This window comes from Candidatus Obscuribacterales bacterium (genome assembly GCA_019744775.1).
In the GTDB taxonomy this organism is placed as follows: domain Bacteria; phylum Cyanobacteriota; class Vampirovibrionia; order Obscuribacterales; family Obscuribacteraceae; genus SBAT01.
On sequence record JAIETZ010000004.1, the window covers coordinates 559,983 to 585,197 of the forward strand.

General features: G+C 46.5%; 24 protein-coding genes. 10 read left to right on the forward strand and 14 right to left on the reverse strand.

Going from position 1 to position 25,215, the window contains the following annotated elements:
• The first annotated feature begins 86 nt into the window (after positions 1-86).
• A complete protein-coding gene (locus K2Y22_11885; protein ID MBX9879150.1) occupies positions 87-584 on the forward strand; it encodes a hypothetical protein in 498 nt (165 codons plus the stop codon).
• A gap of 56 nt (positions 585-640) precedes the next feature.
• Here K2Y22_11885 and K2Y22_11890 read toward each other — a convergent pair whose 3' ends face one another.
• The 10 genes from K2Y22_11890 to K2Y22_11935 all read right to left on the reverse strand — a co-directional run bounded on the left by K2Y22_11890 (position 641) and on the right by K2Y22_11935 (position 8,002).
• Positions 641-1,024 carry a type II toxin-antitoxin system VapC family toxin gene (locus K2Y22_11890; GenBank protein MBX9879151.1) on the reverse strand — a complete coding sequence of 128 codons (384 nt, stop codon included), beginning with the start codon at positions 1,022-1,024 and terminating at the stop codon, positions 641-643.
• Positions 1,017-1,265 (reverse strand): AbrB/MazE/SpoVT family DNA-binding domain-containing protein, encoded by a 249-nt coding sequence (locus tag K2Y22_11895; GenBank protein MBX9879152.1) that lies wholly within the window; start codon positions 1,263-1,265, stop codon positions 1,017-1,019. The genes K2Y22_11890 and K2Y22_11895 overlap by 8 nt, the downstream gene beginning before the upstream one ends.
• 59 nt (positions 1,266-1,324) lie before the next feature.
• Positions 1,325-1,795 carry a hypothetical protein gene (locus K2Y22_11900; GenBank protein MBX9879153.1) on the reverse strand — a complete coding sequence of 157 codons (471 nt, stop codon included), beginning with the start codon at positions 1,793-1,795 and terminating at the stop codon, positions 1,325-1,327.
• A 30-nt stretch (positions 1,796-1,825) separates the two neighbouring features.
• On the reverse strand, positions 1,826-2,590 hold the full coding sequence (locus K2Y22_11905) for a hypothetical protein (GenBank protein MBX9879154.1): 765 nt from the start codon (positions 2,588-2,590) through the stop codon (positions 1,826-1,828).
• Between the two features lie 76 nt (positions 2,591-2,666).
• Entirely contained in the window at positions 2,667-3,704 is a 1,038-nt protein-coding gene (locus tag K2Y22_11910) for an inorganic phosphate transporter (protein ID MBX9879155.1), read from the reverse strand.
• A 10-nt stretch (positions 3,705-3,714) separates the two neighbouring features.
• Positions 3,715-4,347, reverse strand: coding sequence for a DUF47 family protein (locus K2Y22_11915; GenBank protein ID MBX9879156.1), 633 nt, complete (start codon positions 4,345-4,347; stop codon positions 3,715-3,717).
• A 62-nt stretch (positions 4,348-4,409) separates the two neighbouring features.
• A complete protein-coding gene (locus K2Y22_11920; protein ID MBX9879157.1) occupies positions 4,410-5,324 on the reverse strand; it encodes a hypothetical protein in 915 nt (304 codons plus the stop codon).
• 71 nt (positions 5,325-5,395) lie between these two features.
• The gene (locus K2Y22_11925; protein MBX9879158.1) at positions 5,396-6,160 is read right to left on the reverse strand and encodes a 1-acyl-sn-glycerol-3-phosphate acyltransferase; all 765 of its coding nucleotides are present in this window, start codon (positions 6,158-6,160) and stop codon (positions 5,396-5,398) included.
• 353 nt (positions 6,161-6,513) lie between these two features.
• The gene (locus K2Y22_11930) at positions 6,514-6,906 is read right to left on the reverse strand and encodes a hypothetical protein (protein MBX9879159.1); all 393 of its coding nucleotides are present in this window, start codon (positions 6,904-6,906) and stop codon (positions 6,514-6,516) included.
• Complete coding sequence (locus tag K2Y22_11935) at positions 6,896-8,002, reverse strand: alpha-hydroxy-acid oxidizing protein (protein ID MBX9879160.1); 1,107 nt, start codon at positions 8,000-8,002, stop codon at positions 6,896-6,898. The genes K2Y22_11930 and K2Y22_11935 overlap by 11 nt, the downstream gene beginning before the upstream one ends.
• Before the next feature lie 153 nt (positions 8,003-8,155).
• On the opposite strand from K2Y22_11935, the gene K2Y22_11940 reads away from it, so the two are divergent.
• From K2Y22_11940 to K2Y22_11970, 7 genes are read left to right on the forward strand one after another with little or no spacing between them, the layout of a single operon-like run.
• Positions 8,156-9,946 (forward strand): hypothetical protein, encoded by a 1,791-nt coding sequence (locus K2Y22_11940; protein ID MBX9879161.1) that lies wholly within the window; start codon positions 8,156-8,158, stop codon positions 9,944-9,946.
• Positions 9,947-9,965: 19 nt separating this feature from the next.
• Positions 9,966-10,916, forward strand: a complete 951-nt coding sequence (locus K2Y22_11945) for a ketopantoate reductase family protein (GenBank protein ID MBX9879162.1) — start codon at positions 9,966-9,968, stop codon at positions 10,914-10,916.
• Positions 10,891-11,469 (forward strand): ureidoglycolate lyase, encoded by a 579-nt coding sequence (locus K2Y22_11950; protein MBX9879163.1) that lies wholly within the window; start codon positions 10,891-10,893, stop codon positions 11,467-11,469. Before K2Y22_11945 ends, K2Y22_11950 begins: the two co-directional genes overlap by 26 nt.
• A 21-nt stretch (positions 11,470-11,490) precedes the next feature.
• Complete coding sequence (locus K2Y22_11955) at positions 11,491-12,588, forward strand: ring-opening amidohydrolase (GenBank protein MBX9879164.1); 1,098 nt, start codon at positions 11,491-11,493, stop codon at positions 12,586-12,588.
• Positions 12,589-12,594: 6 nt separating this feature from the next.
• Positions 12,595-15,201 carry a thiamine pyrophosphate-requiring protein gene (locus tag K2Y22_11960; GenBank protein ID MBX9879165.1) on the forward strand — a complete coding sequence of 869 codons (2,607 nt, stop codon included), beginning with the start codon at positions 12,595-12,597 and terminating at the stop codon, positions 15,199-15,201.
• Between the two features lie 14 nt (positions 15,202-15,215).
• On the forward strand, positions 15,216-15,929 hold the full coding sequence (locus K2Y22_11965; protein MBX9879166.1) for a tetratricopeptide repeat protein: 714 nt from the start codon (positions 15,216-15,218) through the stop codon (positions 15,927-15,929).
• A gap of 1 nt (position 15,930) precedes the next feature.
• Positions 15,931-16,665, forward strand: coding sequence for a methyltransferase domain-containing protein (locus tag K2Y22_11970; GenBank protein MBX9879167.1), 735 nt, complete (start codon positions 15,931-15,933; stop codon positions 16,663-16,665).
• Between the two features lie 4 nt (positions 16,666-16,669).
• On the opposite strand, the gene K2Y22_11975 is transcribed toward K2Y22_11970, so the two are convergent.
• From K2Y22_11975 to K2Y22_11990, 4 genes are all read right to left on the reverse strand, one after another.
• Positions 16,670-18,859: an FdhF/YdeP family oxidoreductase gene (locus tag K2Y22_11975; protein MBX9879168.1), complete on the reverse strand. Its 2,190-nt coding sequence runs from the start codon at positions 18,857-18,859 to the stop codon at positions 16,670-16,672.
• Positions 18,859-19,491: a hypothetical protein gene (locus K2Y22_11980; GenBank protein ID MBX9879169.1), complete on the reverse strand. Its 633-nt coding sequence runs from the start codon at positions 19,489-19,491 to the stop codon at positions 18,859-18,861. Before K2Y22_11980 ends, K2Y22_11975 begins: the two co-directional genes overlap by 1 nt.
• Before the next feature lie 84 nt (positions 19,492-19,575).
• A complete protein-coding gene (locus tag K2Y22_11985) occupies positions 19,576-20,988 on the reverse strand; it encodes an NCS2 family permease (protein ID MBX9879170.1) in 1,413 nt (470 codons plus the stop codon).
• Entirely contained in the window at positions 20,976-23,666 is a 2,691-nt protein-coding gene (locus K2Y22_11990) for a M1 family metallopeptidase (GenBank protein ID MBX9879171.1), read from the reverse strand. The genes K2Y22_11985 and K2Y22_11990 overlap by 13 nt, the downstream gene beginning before the upstream one ends.
• A 134-nt stretch (positions 23,667-23,800) precedes the next feature.
• Here K2Y22_11990 and K2Y22_11995 point away from each other — a divergent pair, with 134 nt between their 5' ends.
• Both K2Y22_11995 and K2Y22_12000 read left to right on the forward strand, forming a co-directional pair.
• A complete protein-coding gene (locus K2Y22_11995) occupies positions 23,801-24,787 on the forward strand; it encodes a hypothetical protein (GenBank protein MBX9879172.1) in 987 nt (328 codons plus the stop codon).
• A gap of 171 nt (positions 24,788-24,958) precedes the next feature.
• A complete protein-coding gene (locus tag K2Y22_12000) occupies positions 24,959-25,165 on the forward strand; it encodes a DUF378 domain-containing protein (GenBank protein ID MBX9879173.1) in 207 nt (68 codons plus the stop codon).
• The last annotated feature ends 50 nt before the right edge of the window (positions 25,166-25,215 follow it).

Below are 25,215 nucleotides of genomic sequence, written 5' to 3' on the forward strand. Positions count from 1 at the left end.
CAAACTTAAGCATGTTAGCATGCAGAGCCCAACTTCTTGATATCGTTTCGGATTCCAATTTCATAATGTGAACAAGGGAGATAATTATGCAGACCAAGCATTTACTAGCAGTTCTTACGGCAACCGTCCTCGGTATGGGTCCAGCTCTAGCTGACAACAAGGTTGTCGACGGCACCAAGAAATTGGGTTCCGACATTAAGTCCGGCACTGTAAAAGCCGGAGACGCCGTGGTCAAGGGCGGTAAGGCTGTCGGCAAAGGTACCGGCGATGTCGTGAAAAAGACCGCTGATGGTACAGGCAAAGCTGCCAAGGCTTTGGGCGATGGCACCGGCGACGTTGTGAAAAAGACCGCTGAAGGCACAGGCAAAGGCGCCAAAGCTTTGGGCGATGGCACCGGCAAAGTCGTTAAGGGCACTGCTGATGCTACAGGTAAAGCAATCAAAGGCACAGCTGACGCCACAGTGGACGGCACCAAGAAAGGCGTTGAAGCTGTCGGCAAAGGCACCAAAGCCACTGTCGATGCTTTGGGCAAAGGCGCCAAGAAAACAGGTGAAGTGTTCGGCATCGGTAAGAAGCACGAGTAAGTAACGGCGCATAAAGCCACATACTGAAAGAAAAGCCGGGTCGATCGACCCGGCTTTTATCGTATCAATTTTATTTTGCACCGAAGATTGAGCTTTGCCCAAGCTTTATCCGAAGTTAGAACAACACAACCAAGCTTCTGCGCCAGAGCTAAACAAGCACGGTCACCGAGCGATAAGCCAACGCCCTTAGTAGAATCAACCAATTCCGCGGTGGCATAAGCCATATCATCGTCGAAGGCAACTGTCCGCAATCCCAAATTGGAAACCGTAGCAACTGCGAAGTTCGGAGGCATGCCATGCTTTATCAACTGCGCAATCACTTCAGAAACATTCACCGCACTCATCACTGAATACTCAAGCTGTTTTTCCACCAGCAGAGCACCTGGCTCCTCATTCAATAATGCGAGCAATGCCGAGGCATCGAGTACAACGTCAGTCATTTTCTGCTTCACTCCGCCTGTCGCGGATCAAACTAGTGGACAAACTCACGTTGGTCTTGATATATTTTTTCACCAACTTACGACTCTGCTTTAGCGCAGACTTTAAGCTGCCAATTCGCAGCTCATCATCCTGAATACGTAGAAGTACTTCGTCACCTGGTCTAAGATCCAATTCTTTTCTCAGAACTGCCGGAATCAACAGTCTGCCATTTTCGGTAATTTTTGCCCTAAAGTCTTGCATCTGTCAAACTCCTCATCTTATGACAAGTATATCATTTCCTGACAGATCGGCACATCTTCTCAGTCTTGCTCCCAAAGTCGGTATTCGGCGACTTGCTTTCCAGATGGATCCATCTTTAGGCATAAATACCATGGGTCGAGAGTTTCCCATGGAGTGGTTTCACCTATACAGTAATTCATGCTATTACTGTCGTAGTAGCCGCCTTTTGCCCAACTTGTGGCATACCTGTCACCAAGCAAGTCAACAACTTGTTCTCGAGTCATGCCTTCTAATTTGTGGCGCAATTCCAAATCTTTCACCATACGAAGACGTTCGCAGTGAAGGCTGGAGCCACACTGGTGCTCCGCCTGAAGCCAGTCCCCGCGATCAAATTCTCTGGCCGCAAGATCATGAAACCAGAAAAAAGACGCAGCATCAACAGTTCTATAGCCGACAAAAACAATTGCCAGAAACCAAACTGGCGAGGTAGCTAAAAGGACCAAGAGTGCGCCAACCTCAACCTCACCGTTAAATTTACTAAGAACAGTCATTGGAATTTCGTGCTTTATACCGAATAGATTCTAAAAAGTCTTCGCGCTCTGCTTGCGGTCATTCTGCACAATACGCAACATGTGTTTGCGCACAGAGTCAACACCGCAAAGATCGTCGCGTAAGGCACCGGCCAGTCGAGCAATGTATTGATTATCGTAATTAGGTCCGGCCATTGCTGTCTGCAATTGTCCGTAATCGGTTTGGATTTGTTTGCAGCTGTCTTTCATCACATCCATCTGAGCGGAAATAGGTGTGCCACCTTGTTCCGGTAATACGAGCGCTGCTGCGTCATTTTTGAGAAGCGGCATTAACTGTGTTAGTTGATTGGAATAATAATCCATCCACTTCTTGCGTGCAGGCAATGGTTGACCAGTGCGCATGCCTTCCATTGATACAGGCTGCATAGGATAAAAATAGTCTGACTGCAAAGTTGGATCCATAAATGTCTCATCCATATCTACAGGCGTTGGCATATCGTAGACTTGAATGCGCTGCACTTCGTGAGTGATTTGCGAAAGCACATGCTTTATCTTGCCGATGGTGTCACGAATTTCCGTTAGTCCTTGTTCCGACTCGGAAATCACAGGGGGAATTCCAGGTTGCACGGCGGTTAGTACTTGCTGATCAACAACGCGAGTCGGAACGTTAATTGACACTGGTGTCGATACATTTGTTGAGCTGTAATCTGCTGAAAGGTTTGATTGAGCTTGCGAAAATTGCTCCTGCGCGTTTGCACTTATGGACAAAGTTGAAGCACAAAAAAGAAGTGCCAAAAATCTATTGCTGCTGTTCACTGTTAATTCCACCTGACAACCAATGTGTTTAGGCCGCTATTATCGCTTTGAAGCTGTTTCCAAGCCTTTGATTGAGTTAATGCAGCTTGACGATCAGGTTGTGAAAGACGACAGCGTACAGCAAATAGGCAAATAGACCGGCACAAGGTATGGTCAAAAACCAGGCAGCAAATACATCTTTGAACACCAGCCAACGTACAGCCTTGAAGCGCTGCGAACTGCCAACTCCCACTACGGCGGAGGAAATCACCTGAGATGTAGCGACAGGTCCTCCAATAAGTGACGCCGTCAGTATCACAGACTCGGAGGCAACCTCTACGACAAAGCCGTGCAAGGGGCGCAACTTAAAAATATCGTAGCCCACTCTTTTAACAATCCCTGGGGCAAGCATAATAACGCCGAAAGCCATGGCAATGCCTGTGATTATTCGTGCCCATAAGGGCACCAGTCCGCTATGGCTGATACCACAAGACTGCAATGACAGAACAATTACGGCCATCGCTTTTTGTGTGTCGTTAGCTCCGTGCGCAAAAGCCAATATCGGTACGGTAATCCATTGCAGAAGACGAAGAACTTTATTCATGGCAGGAGTTGCGCTGACAAGCAACAATGCGGCAATTCGCAACAGCAGGTAGCCGGCTGCAATTCCAATTAGCGGAGAAATGAATAGACTCAGTAGCACTCTGGTGACACCAGTTGAGTGAATTATGTCGTTCACGTATCCTGTGTTGACATATTTAAATCCGTGAGCAGCAGCGACCATAGAACCGATTAATCCACCTACCAAAGCATGTGTGGAACTTGATGGAACGCGCAAAAGCCGCGTTGTGTAATTCCACAAAACTGCTGCGCACAATGCTGATATTAAAACCGGAATAAAATCGGGGCGTTTGGGCCACGTGGTTAAGTCATGCACAGCACCCACTACAGATGAACCGCCAAGAAGCGCGCCGAGAAATTCAAATGTCGCTACAAGCAACATCGCTTGCAATTCAGTCATGGCTCCGCAAGCAATTGGGGCAGCCGTAACAGAACTGCCATCCTGAAAGCCGTTTGTAAATGTATAAACAAGAGCGAGAAGAACAACGATGAGAACGAGAAAGGTAATCAACATTAAGACCTACCTAACCATTCTTCACGATCACATGAATGAGTTTTTCTCCAAGCTTATCTATGCGTTCGGCAGTTTGCAGCATATTACGGTAGACTTCGTAGGTCTTTAAAATTGTTTTCAAATCGTCAACTGCAAACAGTTCATGCGTTGCCTGACGATAGACTTTAGTAAACCGGTTTTCCGATTTGCGCGCAAGAAAAGCTTGATTGCCTGCTTCTTTCGGATTTGATTTCAGAGAGGCAAAAGCGTTGTGTATACAGCGCGTTCCTTCCAATAAGATAATGGAGAATTGCTCAAGCAGCTCATTTTTCGGATGCACATCCATAGCTTCCATTTCGCGAACGATGGATTTGGCTCCATTTATTACTTCATCGATTTTCACAGATAAGTCAAAAATATCCTCGCGGTCAAACGGAGTTATAAATGTTTGTCCAAGTTTGATTTGCAGATCCAGTTTCAGCGCATCAGCCTGTCGTTCGATCTGCGGAACTTTCTCTCGATGTTCTTCATCGGCGGTTTCAATCCAAGCTTCCAGCTCTTGCATGCCCTCAAGAGTCTTGGCGGCATGCTGTGTAAGCAAGTCGTAAAAATCAACCGGCTTCTTGTGAAAACGCGACAGGAATGTCAGTTTTATCTGACGCATGGATATGGTTTCCTCTGACCCTTTCCTTCCCGGACAGCTTTGGAGAAAAACCCTTGATAACCTTAGTGTGTTAGCCCTTCAACAATGAAATTGGTTGCCAGAGCCTGTCTTAGCGCTATGCCAATTTGCGGTGCTGGATCAGGCAAACTATCGGTAAAAACAAAGGCGGCATTGTTATCGAAGTGCCCAATCATGTGCATCACCTTGCCGCGACCGAAAGGAAAGGTGAAAGCTAATATGCCGTTTCGGTCTGGATCTTCTTGAGCCAATTCATTGCTCACCGCTATTACTCTGACGGCAGAAGGCTTAGTAATACGAATAGTATGTGCAGCATCATCTAACTTCCAACCGGCAATAGTCACTGTGTTTGCTACCAGAGAAGTCTGTTTATCAATCAAACGAGCATCAACAACAGGCGTGCGCGAACGCCCGCGATTCCACTCAGCGTAGCCGGGAAACACTTTCTGCAAGCAACCATCCAACGCCCAGTCGGTGGTTAGTAAATAACCGCCGCCTATTACAAAGTCACGAATTTTCTGATACGACTCATGCGGCACTTCACCTGCGCAATTAATTACCAACACACGCACACCGGATAAATTCAATTCTTTCAGTTTGCCACGGCGAATACTTGTGTGATTGATATTCAATGATCGAAGCGTGCGTGCTGCATCATCCCATTCACCTTTCACTTCTATGACACTTGTAGGCGGAAAAGTGCCGGCAGATGCGAAAAAGTGTGGATGAGTACGCGAAATCCAGGCACGAAATACTTCTGGTGGCGCGTGTCCCGATTGCGGTTTTATGTAAGTAGTACCAACATCTATAACGCTGTCCGAGGCTTTAATTGGTTGTTTTAAATCAACAAATGTTTTTACGTTGCCTTGAATAGGCGTGTAGGAGGAGTCCAGCGCTGAGGCAGCAACAGTAAACTGGAAAAGTCCGGCGAGGAACAAACCAAATATCGCATTTTTCACACTCAAACATGACCTTTCTTTAAAAGAGCATCTTTAAAGACAAGACAGGAGCGAAATACAAATGTTCCCGCCTATGCTTTTACAAGGTTCTTAGACTCTTTATTCTTGCGCGCTCTTATTTCCGCCAGGTTAGTCTTCATCAGCTCACGGACGTGTTCACGAAGGGCACCAGGCTGGTTTTGAAAATCTGCTGGATAAACAGGCGGCATAATTTTGACATAGATGTCAACGTTAAAGTTAACCGTCTTGCCACGCTTGGAAATGATGTCTTTGGCGCCATCTATAACCATCGGCAGGATGGGGATATTGAATTCGCAAGCTAGCTTGAAAGCACCGTCTCTAAAGGGCAAAAGTTCGCCATCTTCCGAGCGCGTGCCTTCCGGGAAAATAAACATGGACACGCCACGGGCAAGCCACATGCGCGATGCTTCCATTGTTTCGCGAATGCTTTTCTTGTCACCACGCTGCACGCAGACATATTGGTTTAAGCCCATATTCCAGCCGAAAAATGGAATCTTCAGGACTTCGCTTTTGGAAATCCACTTAAACGGCTTAAACAAGCCATAAACGACTGGAATGTCTGCTGTCGATTGGTGATTGCCGACATAAATACAGGTCTTCAATCCCTTGAGATGCTCCCTGCCTTCCCAGTGACAGCGCCAAAAGGGATTGATGTAGATGTAGTGGTAAGCCCACAAACAAGAGATGTAGTGAATAAGCTTGCGGTTCTTATCAAAAGGAAACGTAAAGGCGCGCACAAGCACTTCCAGGTAATAGAAAAATGCTCCGGCAATGAAGAAGTAAGCGAAATATAGCCACGAAAAAATATGAACCACGGCCACTATCCTTTGTAAAAGCGGTGTAAAAGCCGCAAGAAAGGCTCCTGGCTAATTATAGCGAGAAATAGAAAGGGAGCCTCAAATGCGAGGCTCCCTGATAAGGAGTTTATGAGTTGCTTACTTATTTAACTTCTTGAGGCTCTGTACGAATCCCAAGCGGAGCCTCCGTTGTCTGGTACTACGGCGTTCCATAGATTTTTAAATAAGCTCGAAAGCATTCTCATTAGGTTCTTCCTTCTATTTTCATTGGAGTTGGAGTTGGTCATAGATGGTAAATCGGTCCTCACACTTAATACATTCCCGAAACTGTTAGCAAGCTTCGCTTGACATTGAAATATTTTTGGATTTAATCAAGGCAGCGTCTTCATAGCAACCTCTTTCTCCTTAAGACTGACGGAAGCCTTGGAAAAAGGTTCCTCATAGCCATATTTAAAAGCGTTGCCCACGCCATGGACTGTGCCAAGAATGCTGCCACTTACCAGCCCATAAGGCACAGTCATGAAATAAATCAACAATCGCGTTTGCGAAATAACAGGGTCTTGAAAAACCTCGAAATCAGATTCGAGCGTACCTGTCATGCGTTTTGTTTCCGAGAAAATATCACGAGCAATTTTAATGGGGACTCCGACAGTGACACCATATGCAACACCAGCCACTCCCAAAACTTTCGGCTTAGCAAATGATGCCTGGGGAAGCAAAAATGCAATCAACAACAAAGCGGCAACAACTGCTTTATTTTCCAAGGGAAACCTCCTTAACAGCAACTCTTTCACCAATAAGATCAAGACTAATTTCATTGACCGAGGCACAGCCGCATAAGGCCATTGCCTGATCAATTTCTGCACGCAAAATATCCAGCACTTGCGCCACACCATCACCGCCGCCATTGACCAATCCCCAGAGTATAGGACGGCCTACCAAAACTGCTTTGGCACCCAATGCGATTGCTTTCACGACATCTGTGCCTCGTCTGATACCGCCATCCACCAAAAGTTCAGCGCGACCATCGACAGCTTCAGCAACTTCTTGCAAAACTTCTATTGTTGCAGGAGCAGTGTCGAGCTGGCGACCGCCGTGGTTGGAGACAACTATTCCTGAAACACCACTTTCCACAGCGGCCTTAGCATCATCACCTCTGACAATTCCCTTAAGCAAGATAGGCAATTTGGTAATTGATTTTAGCCACTCAATGTCTTTCCAACTAACACTGGGATCAAACAAAGCTGAGGCATAAGTTGTGAGCCCCGATTGATCAGCTGGTTTGGGCATGGAAGCGAATTCACTTGTACCGAAATTGCCCATCTGCAAACCCTTGGGCAAGGCAAATCGATTGCGCACATCTCGTTCGCGCCTGCCGGAAACAGGCAAATCAACTGTGACAACAAGCGCGGCACAACCGGCTTTTTCAGCTCGTTCAACTAGAGACTTTGTCACTGAGCGATCTTTGTAGATATAGAGTTGAAACCAAACTGGACCGGATGCCGCCTGCATAATCTGTTCAATAGAAAAATTAGAGAGAGTGGAGGCAATCATGATGGTACCGGCGCCACCGACTGCCCTGACTGTTGCCAATTCACCTTCCGGATGAGCCATTGCCTGGAAAGCCATGGGAGCGACAATAACAGGCATAGACAGGGTGTGTCCTAATACTTTGGTCGAAAGGTAGCGCTCGCTTACATCGACAAGAACTCTATAACGCAAGCAAATTTTGTCGTAGGCAGCGCGATTTTCGCGCAGAGTAATCTCATCGTGAGCGCCGCTTGAATAATAGTCCCAAACAGGTGTCGGCAGCTTTTTGTGCGCCTTCTCTTCAAAGTCAAATAGGTTAATTAAATGCATAGGGACATAAGTATAAACCGTAAGTTTCCCACTGAGCCCGTAGATTCCCCCTTGATAGCTAGGGACTTCTCTTTTATATTGCGCGCAGGGGCAAGCTATTTTGATCCATATACACGAGCCACGACCATCCCCTCGACCAAGGAATCCCCCAAAATGTCCAACCCCCTTACCGGTGCTCACATAGAAGCGCACGATCGCCAAGCTTCTAAACTTAACAACGACGAAACGTCGAAAAAAATGGGTCTTGAGGTAATCGGCTCAACGGCCAACGCGTTTGTCGGCGCGCTAGTTGACTCTGCCTTACAGACTCCTGTTAACGGACTTATTCAACTTTTCAACCCACAAGAAGCCCATGCAGTGAAGCTTGTGGAGAACAAACAACAAGCCCTGGGAAGCGCCGAATGGTACGGTCAACTTGTCGGTTCCGGCGCCGGCTCGCTCTTAAACTTCGTCGGTTTGAGCAAACTATTAAAAGGCTCAAGCGAATCCATAAAATTCCTTGGAGCGCCTGCAACCAGCAAATTCTGGCGACCATTAGCCAATACTGTTTCACTTGTCGAAAAATCTCCATTTGCCCAAAAGCCCTTGCTTACGGCAGCAACTACTGGTGCCTTTTATGGTGGCATTCTGACACCGGTTGATCCGCAGGGTGAAAACATGGTTGCGGCTAGATTGAAAAATGCGGGTGTAGGCGCCGCTTCTGTTGCAGCGATGATCCTGCCCAACCAGATTAGATTGAGCACCAATGCAATAAAAGCCGGTGATGCAGGAAGCAAGGTCCATGAAGCTATTGCGCTGGCCATGGGCGGACCTCTGGCTGGGCTTGTACACGCACAAGGTCGCGCGCTTTGCGAGGGCAAATTTGCGCCTGATATGAATAGTCGAGAATTCAAAGAGTCCGTTGTTGGCTACAGCATTCTTGGTGCAGGTTATGCAGGCTACCGAAGCACAGGCAGAGCTGCAAAAGCGCCTGAAGTCGAAGAGTACGAATCAGCAGACAAACTTAGAGCGACACGCCGTCCGGAAAGAACCAATCCGCCTAAAACACGTGACGAACATGCAGCAATGGTTCGTGAGTGGAAACAATTCGTTGAACTTTGTGATAAGACGGTGAGCACCGATATCGATAATTCACCTATTACCGATCTTTCCAAGATTGATTTGAAGGTGCAGCATCAACGAGGACTGAAGCAGCTAGAATCCGATCCGGCTAATATTCACAATGTCGATTCCTACCAAAAGCATTTTGACTACATGTACAAGCTGCTTAGCAAGGCTATACGTCATGACAAAGAGCTCGTTGCCGCAGCAAACGAAGCAACACAAAGAGCAATTGACGAATGGAATGCCGCGCATCCGGACTTGCCGGCGCAGCCAGGCGATTTAGTTATTCCAAACTCAACCTATCAACCTCAGTTTCCAGCGACGTTTGAACAAGTGCAGCAAAAGGCAACTACTCCGGCAATAAGCGATCAATGGAATCCATTTGAGAGTCAACTGCCTGCTCCTACATACGATGGGCAATCAATGAATGTGCAACAAACAAAGCCGATTACAGAGCCATTGGCTACAGATTTGGTACCAAAAGCCACCGGACTGACAAATTCCCAGCTTGGACGGAAAGCATTCAACATGAATCAGTCCATGGCTCAAGCGAAGCGTGCCAATGTAAACACACCAGCAAGTATGCAGGGCAAGCAAAAAGATCTAGCCGAAACCATGCACTCAAAGAAAAACTCTGACGATCCAAACAAAGTGCGTGGTTTAAGCTTTAGAAACACAACTTTCGAGAAAAAAGGCTATACTGCCGAACAAACCAATAAGAAAGCTATGGTCAACGGCATAACCGGAGCAAGCAAACATACCTCAGAAGGTATAGGCAGCGCGGAAGAACTTCATCAAAAGAGCAAGTTTAAGCAATGGAACGGCAAGGAAGAACCATAACCTCTAGACAAGGCGCAACGTGCTAAAAAATTTGGTAATTGGTGCAGGCAGCATGGGTCTCATACTGCAGTATCTGATTCAAGAATCAGAAGAATCCCACTTACTGGCGCGCGATTCATCCTGCGCAGCTTTGCTGGACAAACCACTTGAAGTAACAGGTGCTGTCGAAGGCAGTCTAAACATCCAGTGTTATTCATGGTCAAAATTTCCCCAACTTTCTGACGACGCAGCGATATTTGTTGCCACCAAAGCGCATGAAATACCTGTGGTTTTGCAAAACTTGGCACCACATATAAAATCATCCAACAAAATAGTTTTGATGCAAAATGGATTAGGCATTTACGAAATGGCCAAACAAATTTTGCCGGACAATTCTCTTTTTAGACTGCTTTGTTATATTGGCGTCCGCAAAGTTTCACCTTGTCACATTCACGTTGCCGGAATTCACAAGTATGAGTTTGCCGGCGAGCAGGTTCACGCAGATTTCTTGAACAAATGGCAAAAGGTACTGCTCGATAAAGGCATCGATACCACGGTCAATTTCAATCCACTGAAATCAGAATGGCAAAAGGCATTGTGGAATTTATCCATCAATGGACTGTGCTCGATTGTCGACGAACCAAATGGCGCAATTGCCGACAGTCCGGAATTGAACAATTTGGCTCGGCAAGTCGTATTAGAAGCCGTGGAAATTGCCCAACTGGAAGGAATTCACCTGACAACCGAGCATTTAGAGGATGTATTTAAATCTCTTGAAAGGACACGAGAAAACATCAATGCTACACTCCAAGATCTGAGGGCAGGACGCCACCCCGAGCTGGAATTTCTCAATGGGGCCGTTGCCAAAATTGCTGCCAAGCACGGGCGCCGCGCGCCACTCAACGAAGCAATTTTCAACCTGGTGACCTTCCTGGAAAAGGCAGAAAAGCGTAAGGAGATTGAAGATGGTCGAAGTGGCACCAAAGGCTGATGTTATTGAAGTACCGATCATTCAAGCGACACCGGAAAATACTAAGGACTTTGGTCTTTTCATAGGCACTGAAGTACCGAATGCCGGTCTGACTATCCCCTTCTACAAGGGTTCTGTCGAAGAGGGTTTCAATATCCCATTTGAATGTCAAGGGAGCGCTGTCATCCGCACGGCACGTATAAGCAAGCGCTCAGGCGATGTAATTTGGCTCGAGCGTCATGTGGAAATGACTCAGCTTTTTATTGGTTTAGGTGATCAACCTTTTGCTATGGTGCTTGGCAAACCCAACCACGAACAGAAGGGTGAAGTACCGGAACTGAAAGAAGTGAAGTGTTTTGTTTTTCCAGCAGGTCACGGCATCATGCTCTGGAAAGGCACATGGCACGATTTCCCGCTCTGCGTAAAAGAACCTGTTACTTGCATGACGGCCAATTCGCCTGCCGTTGTTGAAGCTCTAGCTTCAATGAAGACAGCGTCGGAAATGAATCACGGCGATGTGTACAAGATTGATATTAAGGCTCGCACTGGTAAAACTCTGCACGTAAGTTTGTAAACTGAAAGCGAAGGTTTTGTCATGCAAGTCAAAGCAATAAAGATTGCAACCAGCAATCCTGCCGATGTAAGCCAACTTACAAAGTACATGGATGACGGGACAATTAATCCCGCCGATGTAATTTGCATCATCGGTAAGACCGAAGGCAACGGTGGTCGCAATGACTTCACCCGCGACTTAGCAATGTCGGCGTTTGAATCATTGTTTTCAGCAAGACTGGGCATTTCTCGGCAAGAAGTTGTCGACCGTATAATCTTTTCGCTTTCAGGCGGCTGCGAGGGTGTTGTTAGTCCGCACATTGTTGTATTTTGCAAATCCGGGGAAACATTGAAGGACAAGCGTACAGAAAAACGCTTGGCTGTCGGAATTGGTTTTACGCGTGCTTTTGCGCCCAATGAAATTGGCCGTATGGCACAAGTCGAAGAAACCGCACGTGTGATAATGCAAATCGTCAGTGATTTGAAAGTCGAATCCAATAGTGACGTGCATCTCATTCAAATGAAAGGCGCTATTCCTAAATTCACTTACGAGGAAGAACTAGACGCAGCTAAAGCCGGCAAACCAATCCGTTCGGACATGGTCTTTTCTCGCGGGGCTTCGGCGCTGGGAGCAGCACTTGCCCTCGGCGAAGTGAAACCAACGGAATTAAATGACGATGTCATTTGCAATGACTGGAATCTATATTCGACCACGGCTTCATGCTCGGCTAAACCTGGACTTGAACGTACGGAGATTATGGTTTTGGCCAACAGTCCCTATTGGGATGGCGATCTTATGATCGAGCACGGCATTTTGAAAGACATGCTCGATACAAAATCGGTAATTGATGTTTTAGCAAAACTAAAAATAGACTGCAATCTGCAACTCACACCAAAACAAGCTGAAAAAATTGTTGGCGTGTTTGCCAAATCAGAAGCAGATCCACGCGGCACCATTCACGGCAGACGCGCGACAATGCTAACCGATGATGACATAAGCGACACCAGATATTCTCGCTGCGTATTGGGTGCTGTTTTGTCCAGTGTCCTTTACGATCCGACTGTATACATAAGCACGCGTGCCGAACATCACGGTCCATGCGGCGGCGGAACATTGGCAATAATCGCTAAACAAGAGTAAAAATCTATGACAATGCAATTGAACAAAGCGCACGTTAAGTCTGAGACAAAAACATCTACAGTCAAATTATCCAACGGTGCCGAACTCTTCATGGCTGAAAGTGGGCAAGGAGATGAGCTGGTTGTTTTCTTGCATGCAGTAGGCGGAGATAGCAGATCTTGGGCAACACAAATGTCGTCCCTTGCATCGCTTGGCTATAAGTGCCTCGCTGTTGATTTCCGTGGTCACGGAAAATCAAAGTTTCCCGGTCAAGACACCTACAAGGAAGTTACCGTAAAGTCCTTTGCTCAAGATGTTATTGCTCTTATTGAACAATTGGGATATGCGAAGGCACACTTCGTTGGATTATCAATGGGTGGCGTTGTTGCCTTAAATGTCTTCCAAGAGAAAAAAGCTATAGTTCAATCTTTGACATTGGCCAATACCTGGTCATTCAATCCGCAGGCATCCGACAAAGTTGCCTTCATGAAAGATCGCTTGTCGAAAATGAGTCTCAAAGAAAGCGCGGCTGAACTTATACCGGCACTTTTTGCCAAAGGCACAGACAAAGAAATAGTTGCGCAAGCAGTGGAAATTGAGGGCACAAAAGACAAGGATGTCTTTCTCGCCTCCTGGATTTCAATGTTTGCCGATGACTACAGGGACGTTGTATCAAATATTGATGTCCCCGTTTTATTAATTGGTGGCAGTGAAGATCAAATAACACCAACAGATCCTCTCTTGACCGAAATCCACAGATTATTGCCGGCGTCTCAGCTTGTGAATATTGAGGGAGCCGGACATTTTTCCAATCTCGATAAACCCAATGAATTTGAGAGCCTTTTGTCTGCCCACCTGAGACGTGCACGCATGTCACAGCGCCAACAAATAAGTCCTTTGAAGACACAAAAGATAGAAGCTGGTACGGTTGCCCACGCACTGATGGGACTTTTGAATAAGCGCGGCATCAGATATTTCTTTTCCAATTCGGGCACGGACTTTACACCAATCATTGACGCCCTTGCTTGCTACAGCGACGACCCGGATTTCGAATTAGAGGAAATAGTTGCACCGCACGAAAATACCGCCATTGCCATGGCACACGGATATTTTCTTCTCTCAGGCAAACCTCAAGCAGTGATGGCACACGTCAATGTCGGTACAGCGAACATGGGATTGGGAATTATCAATGCCAATAGAAGCCATATTCCCATGCTTGTCCTGGCAGGTAAGAGCCCCTGGTATGAACAGCCTTCAAACGGCGTCCAAGAAATAGAAGGATGTCGCACTAATTTTGTGCAATGGGGTCAGGATACTTTTGACCAAGCAGCCTACTTCCGTGAATTCACCAAATGGGACTACGAACTGAAAGGTTCTTTCAATCTAGAATCTGTTGTCGATAGAGCGCTTGCTATAAGCAAGAGTCAGCCGGCCGGTCCTGTTTATTTGACATTGCCCAAAGAAGCACTTTGTGAGCAGATCGAATCATTCACCTATTCAGAAACACCACGTCAAAGCCCTGCTGCTGCCAGCGCACCTGTGCAAAGTGCAATCGATGCTGCCGCCAAAGCAATCGCTTCAGCCAAGAAACCTCTTATCGTCACTGCCGAACTGGGTCGCTATCAAGGTGGTGTGGAAGCACTTTCGAATCTGGCTATGAAACTAGGAATTGGCGTTGTTGAGTTCGGCAAGCACAACTTCTTCAACTTACCCACGGATCATCCCATGCATCTGGGATTCGATCCTGCACCTTATATTGCAGAAGCTGATTTAATTATTTGTATCGAAAGTCATGTTCCCTGGATTCCGGCCATCACCAAGGTGAAGGAGCCTCTCGAAAGAGGCAAACCAATAATCCAAATTGGCGTCGATCCTTTAGCCGGCAAGCTACCAATGCGCAGCTTCCCTGCAGATATTTGCTTAGCAGGCAATCCAACTGAGACCTTAAGGCGAATTTGCGAAGCATTGGACGCACGCCAGGACAAGTCACGTTTTGCCGCCATTGAATCCGAACACAAGAAAGTATTTGAGACAGCGAAGAAAGAAGCGGCGAAAGATGCCTCTTTGCCAAAAATCAGTAAGCGCTATATCTCATACTGCTTAGGAGAAATTGCTGACGACAAGACTGTAATTTTCAACGAGTACAACTTGGAACCAACACTGGTACCTAGACACCTATCCGACAGTTGGTTCGAGAATTCAATCGCCAGCGGACTTGGCTGGTCGTTGGGAGCTGCGCTTGGAGCTCAATTGGCAGCGCCTGATCTGACGATGGTAGCCACACTAGGCGACGGCAGCTACTTATTCAACACACCGCTTTCAGCGCACTATGTGGCAGCAGCTTACAAGTTGCCCATTGTTATAGTCGTGTTTAACGACAGCGCCTGGTCCACAATTAAAAAGTCCTATTTAGGGACAACCAAAAATGGCTGGGCTGAGAAGAAAAACAGCTTCGCTTTATGCAACCTGGAAGTAGACATCTCATTTGAGAAATTAGCCGAAGCTACAGGCGGTATTGGGCTTACTGTCGACAAGCCGGCTGAATTACCTGCTACTCTGAGAAAAGCAATAGATATTTCGCGTAAAGATCGCAAGCACGTACTGGTAAATGTAGTCTGTGAAAGAGATACGTAAAATCGCAAGCTAACATGACGAAATCAGACAACAAAAAAAATCTCAAGTACGTCGAAGCTTTTTACGGAGCCAACGGGCAATCTTACGGCGAACCAGCCGACTACACATGGCACCAGTTTATTCTCACCAAGGAACTTCAAGATAAAGAAGATAGCCTCGGGAAAGAGCACCCGGAGTTATCCGACACCCTGCACAAATTGGCATTAACCTATTTTGCCCAAGGTGAATTTGGACAGGCAGAAGATCACTGGCAGCGCGCTCACAAACTGCAAGAGACCAATTCAGCCAAAGACGATCCCCTGCTATTGGAGACTAAAAGATGTCTGGCAATTCTCATTTACTTCCCACTTAAGAAAGATGGGGAAGCCGAGATGATGCTCAAGGAAATTGGCGAGCGTAACAAGATATTTCTGGCAGAGACATTAAATGACCTGTCGGCTATTTATGTCCAACAGAAGGAATTCGCCAAAGCGGTCAAATTTTATGGTCAGGCGCTGGAAATATGGCAAACCGAGCTGGGAGCTGAACATATCGCCATACCGGATATGCTCGACAACCTGGCGTCCCTGCATTATCACCAGGGCGACCTGGCTCAGGCGCAAAGCTTATCCAAAAAAGCTCTTGACCTGGCTCAAAAAGTTCTTGGCGCCGATCACCCCGGAACCACTAAAATAAACAGTAACTATGCGATTATGAATAAGACCGGATTCGCTGGAGGGACAAATTAATATGCTCGGATGCTTGTCTAGAATAGCCTTATCAGTAGTTTTGCTTACTCAACTGCTGGGCTCTCAGTCGCTGGCTGCCGACAAAACAAAGCCCCTAGCCAATCGTGCACCGGTAGAGACAGCTAAGGACGATGCCGCTGCTGAGAAAGAGTGGAATAAGTGGCTGGAAACCTTTGAAAATACAACCCGGGAAATCTATAACCAGCGCGTTAATATCATCAAGGCGCTTCAGCTAAAACCTGGAATGAGTGTTGGCGACATTGGTTCTGGAACAGGCTTTTACACATTTTTGATCGCCAAAGAAGTAGCTCCCAATGGACGGGTTTATGCCGTAGACATTAACAAAGCCTTTCTCAAGCACATAGACGAAAAAGCACAGGCTCAGGGCATGAAAGAAATGCGCACAGTGCTTTGTACTAAGAAGTCGGTAAATCTCCCAGCTAACTCAATTGATTTAGCATTCGTTTGTGATACCTATCATTACCTCGAATATCCAAGTCACACGCTCATTTCCATCAACAAAGCTTTGCGTAAAGATGGCAAATTGGTCGTCATCGATCTCGATCGTAGACCGGACAAAAGTTCTGAATGGGTGATGAAAAATGTACGAACCGGCAAAAAAGAGTTTATCGCGGAGATAGAAGCAGCCGGCTTTCGTAAGGTCAAAGAAGAAGACTTCTTGAAAGAGAACTTCATGGCCACATTCGTTAAAGACCCAACAAAGAAAAAGAAGTAAATCTCTAAACGACTATTCGTACAGGAGCACTCTTGAAGTTGGGTGTTCGTGATCGCTTGTCGATATTAGCCTTGATGAGAACATTTGCTTCAGGATAGAACATGGCAACAGTGCCTGATCTTATTTGTCCAACAACTACTTCGATGTTGTCCATTTCACCAGCCTCGCCTACGACTTTTATACGCTGGCCATCTTCAATATTTAGTTTCTCTGCGTCTTCTTTCGACATCAATATGCAATAACGGTGCGGCATACCGCGGTAGATATCGTACTCTTCGTAGACAACCGTATTGAACTGTCCTTCGGACCGTAAGGTGATAAGACGAAATTCGTCTTTGCCTTTTACTTTCGGCAAAGGAGTTTCATGCATAATTGCCTTACCATTTACCGTGTTGAACTGTGGTGTGTGAAAGAGTCTACCAGCGACAGTGAATTCTTTCTTTGTTGAATCCATCGTGGCAATTTCTTGCCAGCCTGGAACAACTTCGGCAATCAACTTTCTAATTTCGCTATGCGAGACAAAGCGCGACCAATCAACGGGATGTTTGTCCAATACACGGCTTGCCAGATCGCAGATTACTTGCGATTCGGCGCGCATCATGCCTTTTACATTCGGCTGTCCACCCTCGGACATGCGAACATAATTGAACATTGATTCTTGGGTTGTCGGTTGCGGTTCTTCATCGCGAGCCAACACAGGTAGAATTAGTGTTGTCTTGCCGCGTCCATGAAAGTGACCTGGATTCAACTTAGTTGAAAGATAAACAGTCGTGCCAATGTTCTGCATGGACTTAGTCGCCCAAGAAAGATTCGGATTTGATCCCCACAAATTACCGCCCAGGCAAATCAAAGTGGAAAGCTCTCCACGCTCAGCGGCTTCAATCATGCCATGAGTGTCATAGCCCACCGAATCAGGTGTCTTCATATTGTAGGCACGTTCCAACGCCTGCCGCATGCCTTCTTGCAGACCCGGTGTAAATCCAACTGAACCGACACCTTGCACATTTGAATGTCCGCGCAAAGGCAAAAGTCCGGCACCAGGGCGACCAACTTGTCCACATGCCAAAGCCAAATTACACAGAGCAAGAACATTATCCACGCCTGATTCGTGATGCGTTAGTCCCATTGCCCAGGCAAACATGGCTGATTTTGCTTGCGACAGCATTGAAGCGGTCTTTTCAATATATCTCTTTTCCACACCACTGCCATCAACAATTTCTTGCCAGGTCGTTGCGCGCGCCTGATTGAGAACAGTTTCAGATCCTTGTGTGTATTCGGCAAGATATTCTCTATTTACACAACCGCTTTCATCCAATGCCTTTAGAACACCGACCAGATAATGCACATCGCCACCGGCGTGTGGTTGAACATACAGACTGGCAATTTCTGAACCCAATAGAAATGATCGTACTTGCGAAGGGACATGGAATTTCTTGAGTCCTGTTTCGACAATGGGATTCACAACAACAATATGACCGCCGCGCTTACGCAAGTCCGACAATTGCGTCATGATACGCGGATGGTTGGAAGCTGGGTTGGAGCCGATAATCATAATGAAGTCAGCTTTGCTCACATCATCGAGACTAACTGTGGCCGTGCCTGTTCCAAAAGACATCTTTAATGCCACGCCGGAGGCTTGATGACAATAGAAAGAACAGTTCATTACGTGGTTGGTACCATAAGCACGCGCGAATGATTGCAAAAGGAAAGCTGCTTCGTTAGATGATCTGCCTGAGGCATAAAATGCTGTTTCGTTCGGCTTACTTTGTTTCAATGCTTGAGCAGCAATAGACATTGCCGTATCCCAATGCACCGGTTTGAAATGAGTAGCGCCTGGCTCAAGCAAAACAGGATAAATTAAACGTCCGGCATCCTCTGCTTGTTTGGGCGTGAGATTTTCCAGGTAGTGAATATCGTGTTTGTCAAAATAATCGGCATCAATTGCACCGATCATATCTGCGGCTTGCGCCTGCAGGCTCTTCTTGCAGACTTCAGGAAAATGTCCAGACTCATTTACCATACCGCCAAGTTGTCCGCCCATACCGACAGCACAAGTCTTACACGCATTGCGTGAGGTCATGCGTTTCCAGAGACGCCAGGGTCCAACTTGAATGGCTTTTTCGATACTGTATGCGACTGCCTGCCAGCCACCGCCGGCTTTTATCTTGCGAGGAGTCTTAACTACTTGAGTCATTAGCTTTTTTGGTTGGCCAAACGCCAAGCGTCCTTTTGAAGTTCTTTCAATTTCTTCAAATCATCATAGATTGGCAAAAGCTGCTTGCCGATATCCAAATTTACGTAGGTCGGTCCTTGAGTAACTGGAATTAATTTTTGATAGTGCGCGGTAATGTCATTGCTAAGCGCTTTCATTTGGCGCCACTTCGGGGCAAGCAAAGTCTTTTTGTCAGCGGGAATTTGCGTCGCATCAATCTCAGCGGCCAACATAGGCACAACTTGACTGAATTGCCACATGTACAACTTAACCCATTTTGCACGCGGCGGCAAAAGCGGACCAACATTCATACCACCAGTCGGCATTGGTATGGCAGGCACCACAATCGGACCAATAACATCAGGCTCTGCAACGGTTACATATTGCTGGCGTTCTATTTCGTTGATCATGTCGGTTGTTACACGATTCAATTCGTTGGTTACCTGATGCATGGCATGCAAGGCTGTCGAAACCGTCAAGGTAGAAGTCGCAACTTGTCCTGATAAAGCCGGCTTCGAACTGACCGCCTTTTGAGTCTTGCTAGGGACATCTGCGGCAAAAGCACTTGTCTGTGCCAATAGTAAAGCTGCCAATGCAACGCGAAACTTAGTCATGCTATACCTCTTGAGTCACTCGCCGAAAGCAAATATATGACTGCTAATTATGTCACATCGGTGTTTCCAAGAAGCGTTTTGTACTTAGTGGGGAATACCAAAAACAAAGTAAATGAGGCACATGACGCCTAAAACAATGGCTCCCGGGTGAAGCTCCTTAGCGCGTCCAGTCAGTATCTTGAGTGCCGGGTAGAGCACTAGTCCGGCAGTCAGACCATTGGCAATATTGTAAGTAAACAACATCATCGCAATTGTCATAAACGCAGGCACAGTCTCGGTCAAATCATCGAGATCAACATTACGCACAGAGGACAGCATAAGCACCCCTACTGCCATCAACGCCGGGCAATACGCGTAGCGCAGGTGCTGCAACGGCTCAATAATCGGCAAGAAAAATAATGACAAGGCAAATAGAAGTGCAATCACTAAAGCGGCAAGTCCGGTGCGAGCACCTTCTTTTATCCCTGCTGCAGACTCAATGTAAGCACCAGATGTCGACGAACCGAGAAGCGCTGAAAAAATGCAAGAACAGGCATCGACTGTCATTGGTTTTTCAATTTCCGGAAAATTACCTTTTTCATCCAGCATTTTTCCAGCGGAACCTACACCAACTAGCGTTCCCAAAGTGTCAAGAAAACCCATAAGAAACAAAGTCAAAAGTATCGGCATAAAGCTGAGCTTTAAAACACCGGCAATATCCAACTTGAGAAAAATAGGACTTAAATCGTAATCCTGCGCAAGAGCCGTCAACGACAAAACTCCCCACTTTTCAGGGATGTATCCTTGCCCACACGCATAACCTAACAAAGCAGTAACAACAATTCCGATTAGAATTGCTCCGTGCACGCGGCGGCTAAGCAACGTAGTCATCAACAAAAATCCAAAGATTGCCAAAAGTACTTGCGGATCATGAAGATTACCAATTTTCAAAGGAGCATCAGGTGCTTTCAACAAACCTGCTGCATCGACTGCCATGGTGGCTGAAGGCATTCCGGTGACAAAACTAGTTACAAGTCCTGTTTCATACATGCCGACTAAAGTAAGAAACAAACCGATGCCGACAGCAAAACTTGCTTTCATGCTTGTTGATATGGAATTAGCGAGCCAGGATCTCAATCCAACCAAGGACATTGTCAAAAACATCAGTCCGCCAATAAAGACGGCGCCAAGTCGCAATTGCCAACCAATACCCAAAGCGGCCATACCAAAGGCAATGAAAGCATTTTCTCCCATGTAGGGAGCAACAGCTATTGGTCTATTGGCGTAAATCCCCATTAGAAAGCAGCCGAAAACAGCAGTGAGAATTGTCGCTACCGTACTTGCTCCCACAGGGATACCGGCAAAGCTCAAGATTGCCGGATTCACCACTATGATGTAGGCCATAGTGACAAATGTTGTCACTCCGCCAAGTATTTCCGTTTGTACATCGCTTCCCCGTTCGCTGATTTTAAAAAAGCGATCGAGAAAACTAGTTGAGGACGCCTTTACTTCAGCCATTGCTTGTCTCTCATATAGTTATTGATGTACGCACCATTCTTTTCACGGAAGCGCACAGACAAATGCACATCCTCCAACGTGCGAGCAACAGCAGATTCAATTGTCGGATTTTTATGTGCGGCAAAGAAAAGACGCAAATCTTTTTCATCAATTGCAGTATCCAACGACCGGCAACCACCGGCAATATGATCAAGAGCCATAGGTGGGCACTTGCTTACAATTTCAGGCCAATGCAATTTGATATAGGACCAAGCAAGACGCTTGGCGCTGTCGTTAGAGAGCATCGTAGACCAGAGGCGCGGTCTATCTTGTGTATGGACTTGGTTTGAATTTGTCAGCACAAGAGTCTTCTGAATCAACTCCGGTTTCTGGAAAAGACCAAGTGTCATCAAGCACATCTCTTCTGACTCTGGAGTTTTGGCCGTTTGCCAGAGCTTCTTCACTTGTTCATATTCAGCAAGCGAACCGTTATACGAAACAATCTTCAAGACTACTCTAACCAGATTTGGAGCAATACTTGTTCTATCTGCTCTGTACTTCGCAAAAAGCGCTTTAGCTTCGGCAATTGTTGGTTGATGTTGTCCATATGTGCCCAGTGCTACTAAAACACTGGCGCGAGCATCTTGAACAAGATCAGATTCTCCTGCTTGCGCCTGCCAACCAAGTCTATCCTTCTGAGGCAATAGCAAATTTTGTACATATTGCTGATAGCTGGGACGTACTTGCGGCGTAATGTAGTTTCGCAAATATGAAATGCGCGATACCAATTGAGGAATAACAAACGGATCATTCTCGTTTTTGCACAAGAGCGTCAAACGCAACGCATCGGACACAGGCTGTCTTAATGACAGTGTCAACGCTGAAGAGTCACTCAGCAAACAGTAGCGCTCATTAGCCGTCAATTCCGTATACAAGGCCGGTTCGACCTTCTTCAATAGTTCAGAACTGTAAGACACGCGAAAGAAGCCTTGCGCATCGGCATTCACAAATACAGGAGCATTACTGCTTGGACAAGCTACATCCTTCTGCATTTGATCAAGCATTTCCATGGAAGTCTTGCCTTCGCTCTGAAGCCACTTGAGGGCAATAGGAACCATCCACTTAGTGACCGGTACTTGCACCGTCGTATCTGTTAGATAACGCTGTTGGCTCAAGTGAAGATCTTTGCCATTGTTTGCGCTAGAAGCCGAAATCAACGGATAACCTGGTTGATAGATCCAAGTGTGCATCATTTCCGGAATAGGCTTAGAAGAAGTTGTGGCAATTGCCCACCAGAGGTCTTCTGTTGTGGCTGTTCTAAAAGCATGGGTCTTCATATAAAGATGAACGCCACGCTGAAAAACATCAGGACCAACGTAACGCTCAAGCATACGCAGAACGGCAGAGCCTTTTACGTAAGTAATGTCATCAAACATTTCGAGTGCCTGCTCAGGACTCTTTACGTTTGCATGTATGGCTCGCGTCGACTTCAAAGCATCCGTCCACAGAGCATTACGACCAAATCCATCCCAGAGACGCCAGTCAGGACGCAAGTAATCCACTGCCTTGGTACCGAACCAAGAAGCAAATGCTTCATTTAGCCAAATATCATCCCACCAGCTTGTTGTAACTAAATCACCAAACCACTGGTGAGCCATTTCATGTGCGATGACCTCAGCTACAACTTGCTTGCCTTGAGTTGATGCGGTTTTTTCATCAACTAACAGAACACTTTCCTTGAAAGTAATGGCGCCAAGGTTTTCCATTGCTCCCGGACCAAAATCCGGAACAGCAATTAGATCCAACTTTTGTGCTGGGTAAGCAACTCCAAAGTACTTGTTCATGTAGGGCAAAAGCTTTGCCGCTATATCCAAGGCATAAGCGCCCATTGCCTCTTTGCCTTTTATAGCCCAGATACGAATAGGAGTATCATCGACTGTTTTTACCTCGGTAGAAGCAAAATTGCCTACAACAAGAGCAACGAGATAAGAAGATATCTTTGGAGTTTTGGCAAAAATAATAGTCTTTTTGTGTTTTACCTGGTCAACTTCTTCTTTGAAAATCGGGCTGTTTGAAATTGCCGTGAGATTTTGATCGATTATCGCAGTTATGTCATAAGTAGCCTTGAGAGCAGGCTCGTCAAAACAAGGAAACATTCGACGGGCATCGGTTGGTTCCATTTGCGTACAAGCAACTGACTGCTTAACGCCTTTGTCGTCCTTGTACGAAGCCAGGAAAAACCCTCTCAACTTGTCGTCGAATTTTCCATTGAAAGACAAATCAAGTTCATATGTTCCAGGCACAAGAATTTCAGCAGCAACCAATTTGACTTGCTCTGCAGCCGGCAAAGAAGTTATACGAACCGCTATAGGCTTTATCTCTCTTCCTTTGCGATGCTCGTGAAACTCTTTAGACTTGCGAATAATGGTGGCACTTTTGATATTTAGACCAGCCGAATTGAGGATAATTTCGCGCCTGGAATCAAGCACATGAATCTGAATCGTTTCAGAGCCTGAAAAAACTCCACCAACCAAATCAGGTTCAACAGTTAACTTGTAGTTATTCGGCACCACACTTTTTGACAGTCTTGTCGTTTGCGCAGGCGCTGGTGTTACAGCTTGTGCACTATCTGCACCGACAACGACCAGAGACGCAACACTTATGACTATGGTCAGCGCAGTTGCGATTGCTTTGTACATGCCAAGACTCTCCTTACAAGTGCGTCTCACTAGAGACCGCCGAAGGTGAATATTCTACTATGCGGTATGCTTTGTACGTGCATTGCATGCGCCCGCAAACCCATTCAATGCGCCCCCACATTTCATACAGGTTCATGAGCTCGGTTGCAAAAGGCACATGTCATGTCAAAAGCATTGAGGCGTTAAGCCTCTATGATGCCGAGCGTGGCAAAGAGATTCAGGCACGTATTTACTACCCGGAAGAAGGTAGTAATTTTCCGGCTATTGTCTTTTCCCATGGCGCCGGCGCTTCCCGCAACGAATACCTGGCTTTAACTCACGCATGGGCAAGTCATGGCTTTGTTGTCATTCAACCGACGCATGAAGACTCGCTTTTACTCAAGGAGAGTCTTGGTCAAACGACAAATTTGCCGGCCATTATCGCCGCAGCCAGAACCGACTATAAAGGATGGATAAGTCGCTGCCGGGATCTATCCTTTTCAATAGACTCCCTCGCGCAGCTTAATGCAGAGCATCCACTTCTCAAAGGAAAAATTGACGCATCCAATATAGGAATAGCCGGGCACTCCTATGGCGCCTACACAGCGATGCTGTTAACCGGCGCCGAACTAACACCTATCGAAGACTATCCATTCGGTAGCTTAGTTGATAAACGCATCAATTCCGCCTTGATATTGTCACCGCCCGGTAGCGGTCAACAAGGTTTGACCAAAGAGTCGTTTAAGTCTCTTAGACTTCCCTCTATGTTCATGACCGGCTCGCGAGACAAGGGACTAAGCGGACAGCCGGCTGAATGGCGAACGGAACCGTTTAATTTATGTGTTCCCGGAGACAAATATTTGGTTTTTATAGAAGGCGCGACTCACTTTACCTTCGCAGCCGGGAGAGCGACTTTGGTAACAAGCACTCCCGGACATAGTGCAACCACATCAGGTGGCACTCACTATCCGCCTCGACTGGTAAGCAAGTTTGATCAAAGAGCCATTTTAGGTCACATCAAGCATGCGAGCTGTGCCTTTTGGGCAGCTTACCTTCAAAAAGATCCCGCTGCCAAAGCTTATCTTGTATCAAACAAGCTTTTCGAAGAAAGCCACCAACTGGCCACAATCAAGTCCCGATAAGGGTTCCAAGCTGAAAACAGCTAGATTAATTCCTCACTTTTTACCAAAACCCGCTAACTAAGCGGTATAGCGGATTCTTGGCAGCAGTGTTAAGATATATGAAGAGAGCTAAATACTCTTAAACAGTGAATCCCATACAAGGTAGCCCTCTTAAAAAGGGCAACAAAGTAAATGAAAAACATCGACCTCATTGCCACAGTTCTCTTGGTAGTAGCCGGGCTCAACATGGGTATGGTTACCTTCTTTAACTACGATATGCTCGCGCAGCTCGTAGGAACAAGCGGAACCATGCATCAGGTCCTCGCTGGCGCAGTAGGGTTATCAGCACTCTATTACGTCGTCAACTGGGCCAAGGCCAAATTCTGCAAGAGCAGCTAGTGAACGAATAACAATCGAGAAAAGGTAGGCAATGGTGCTGCCTAAAGCAG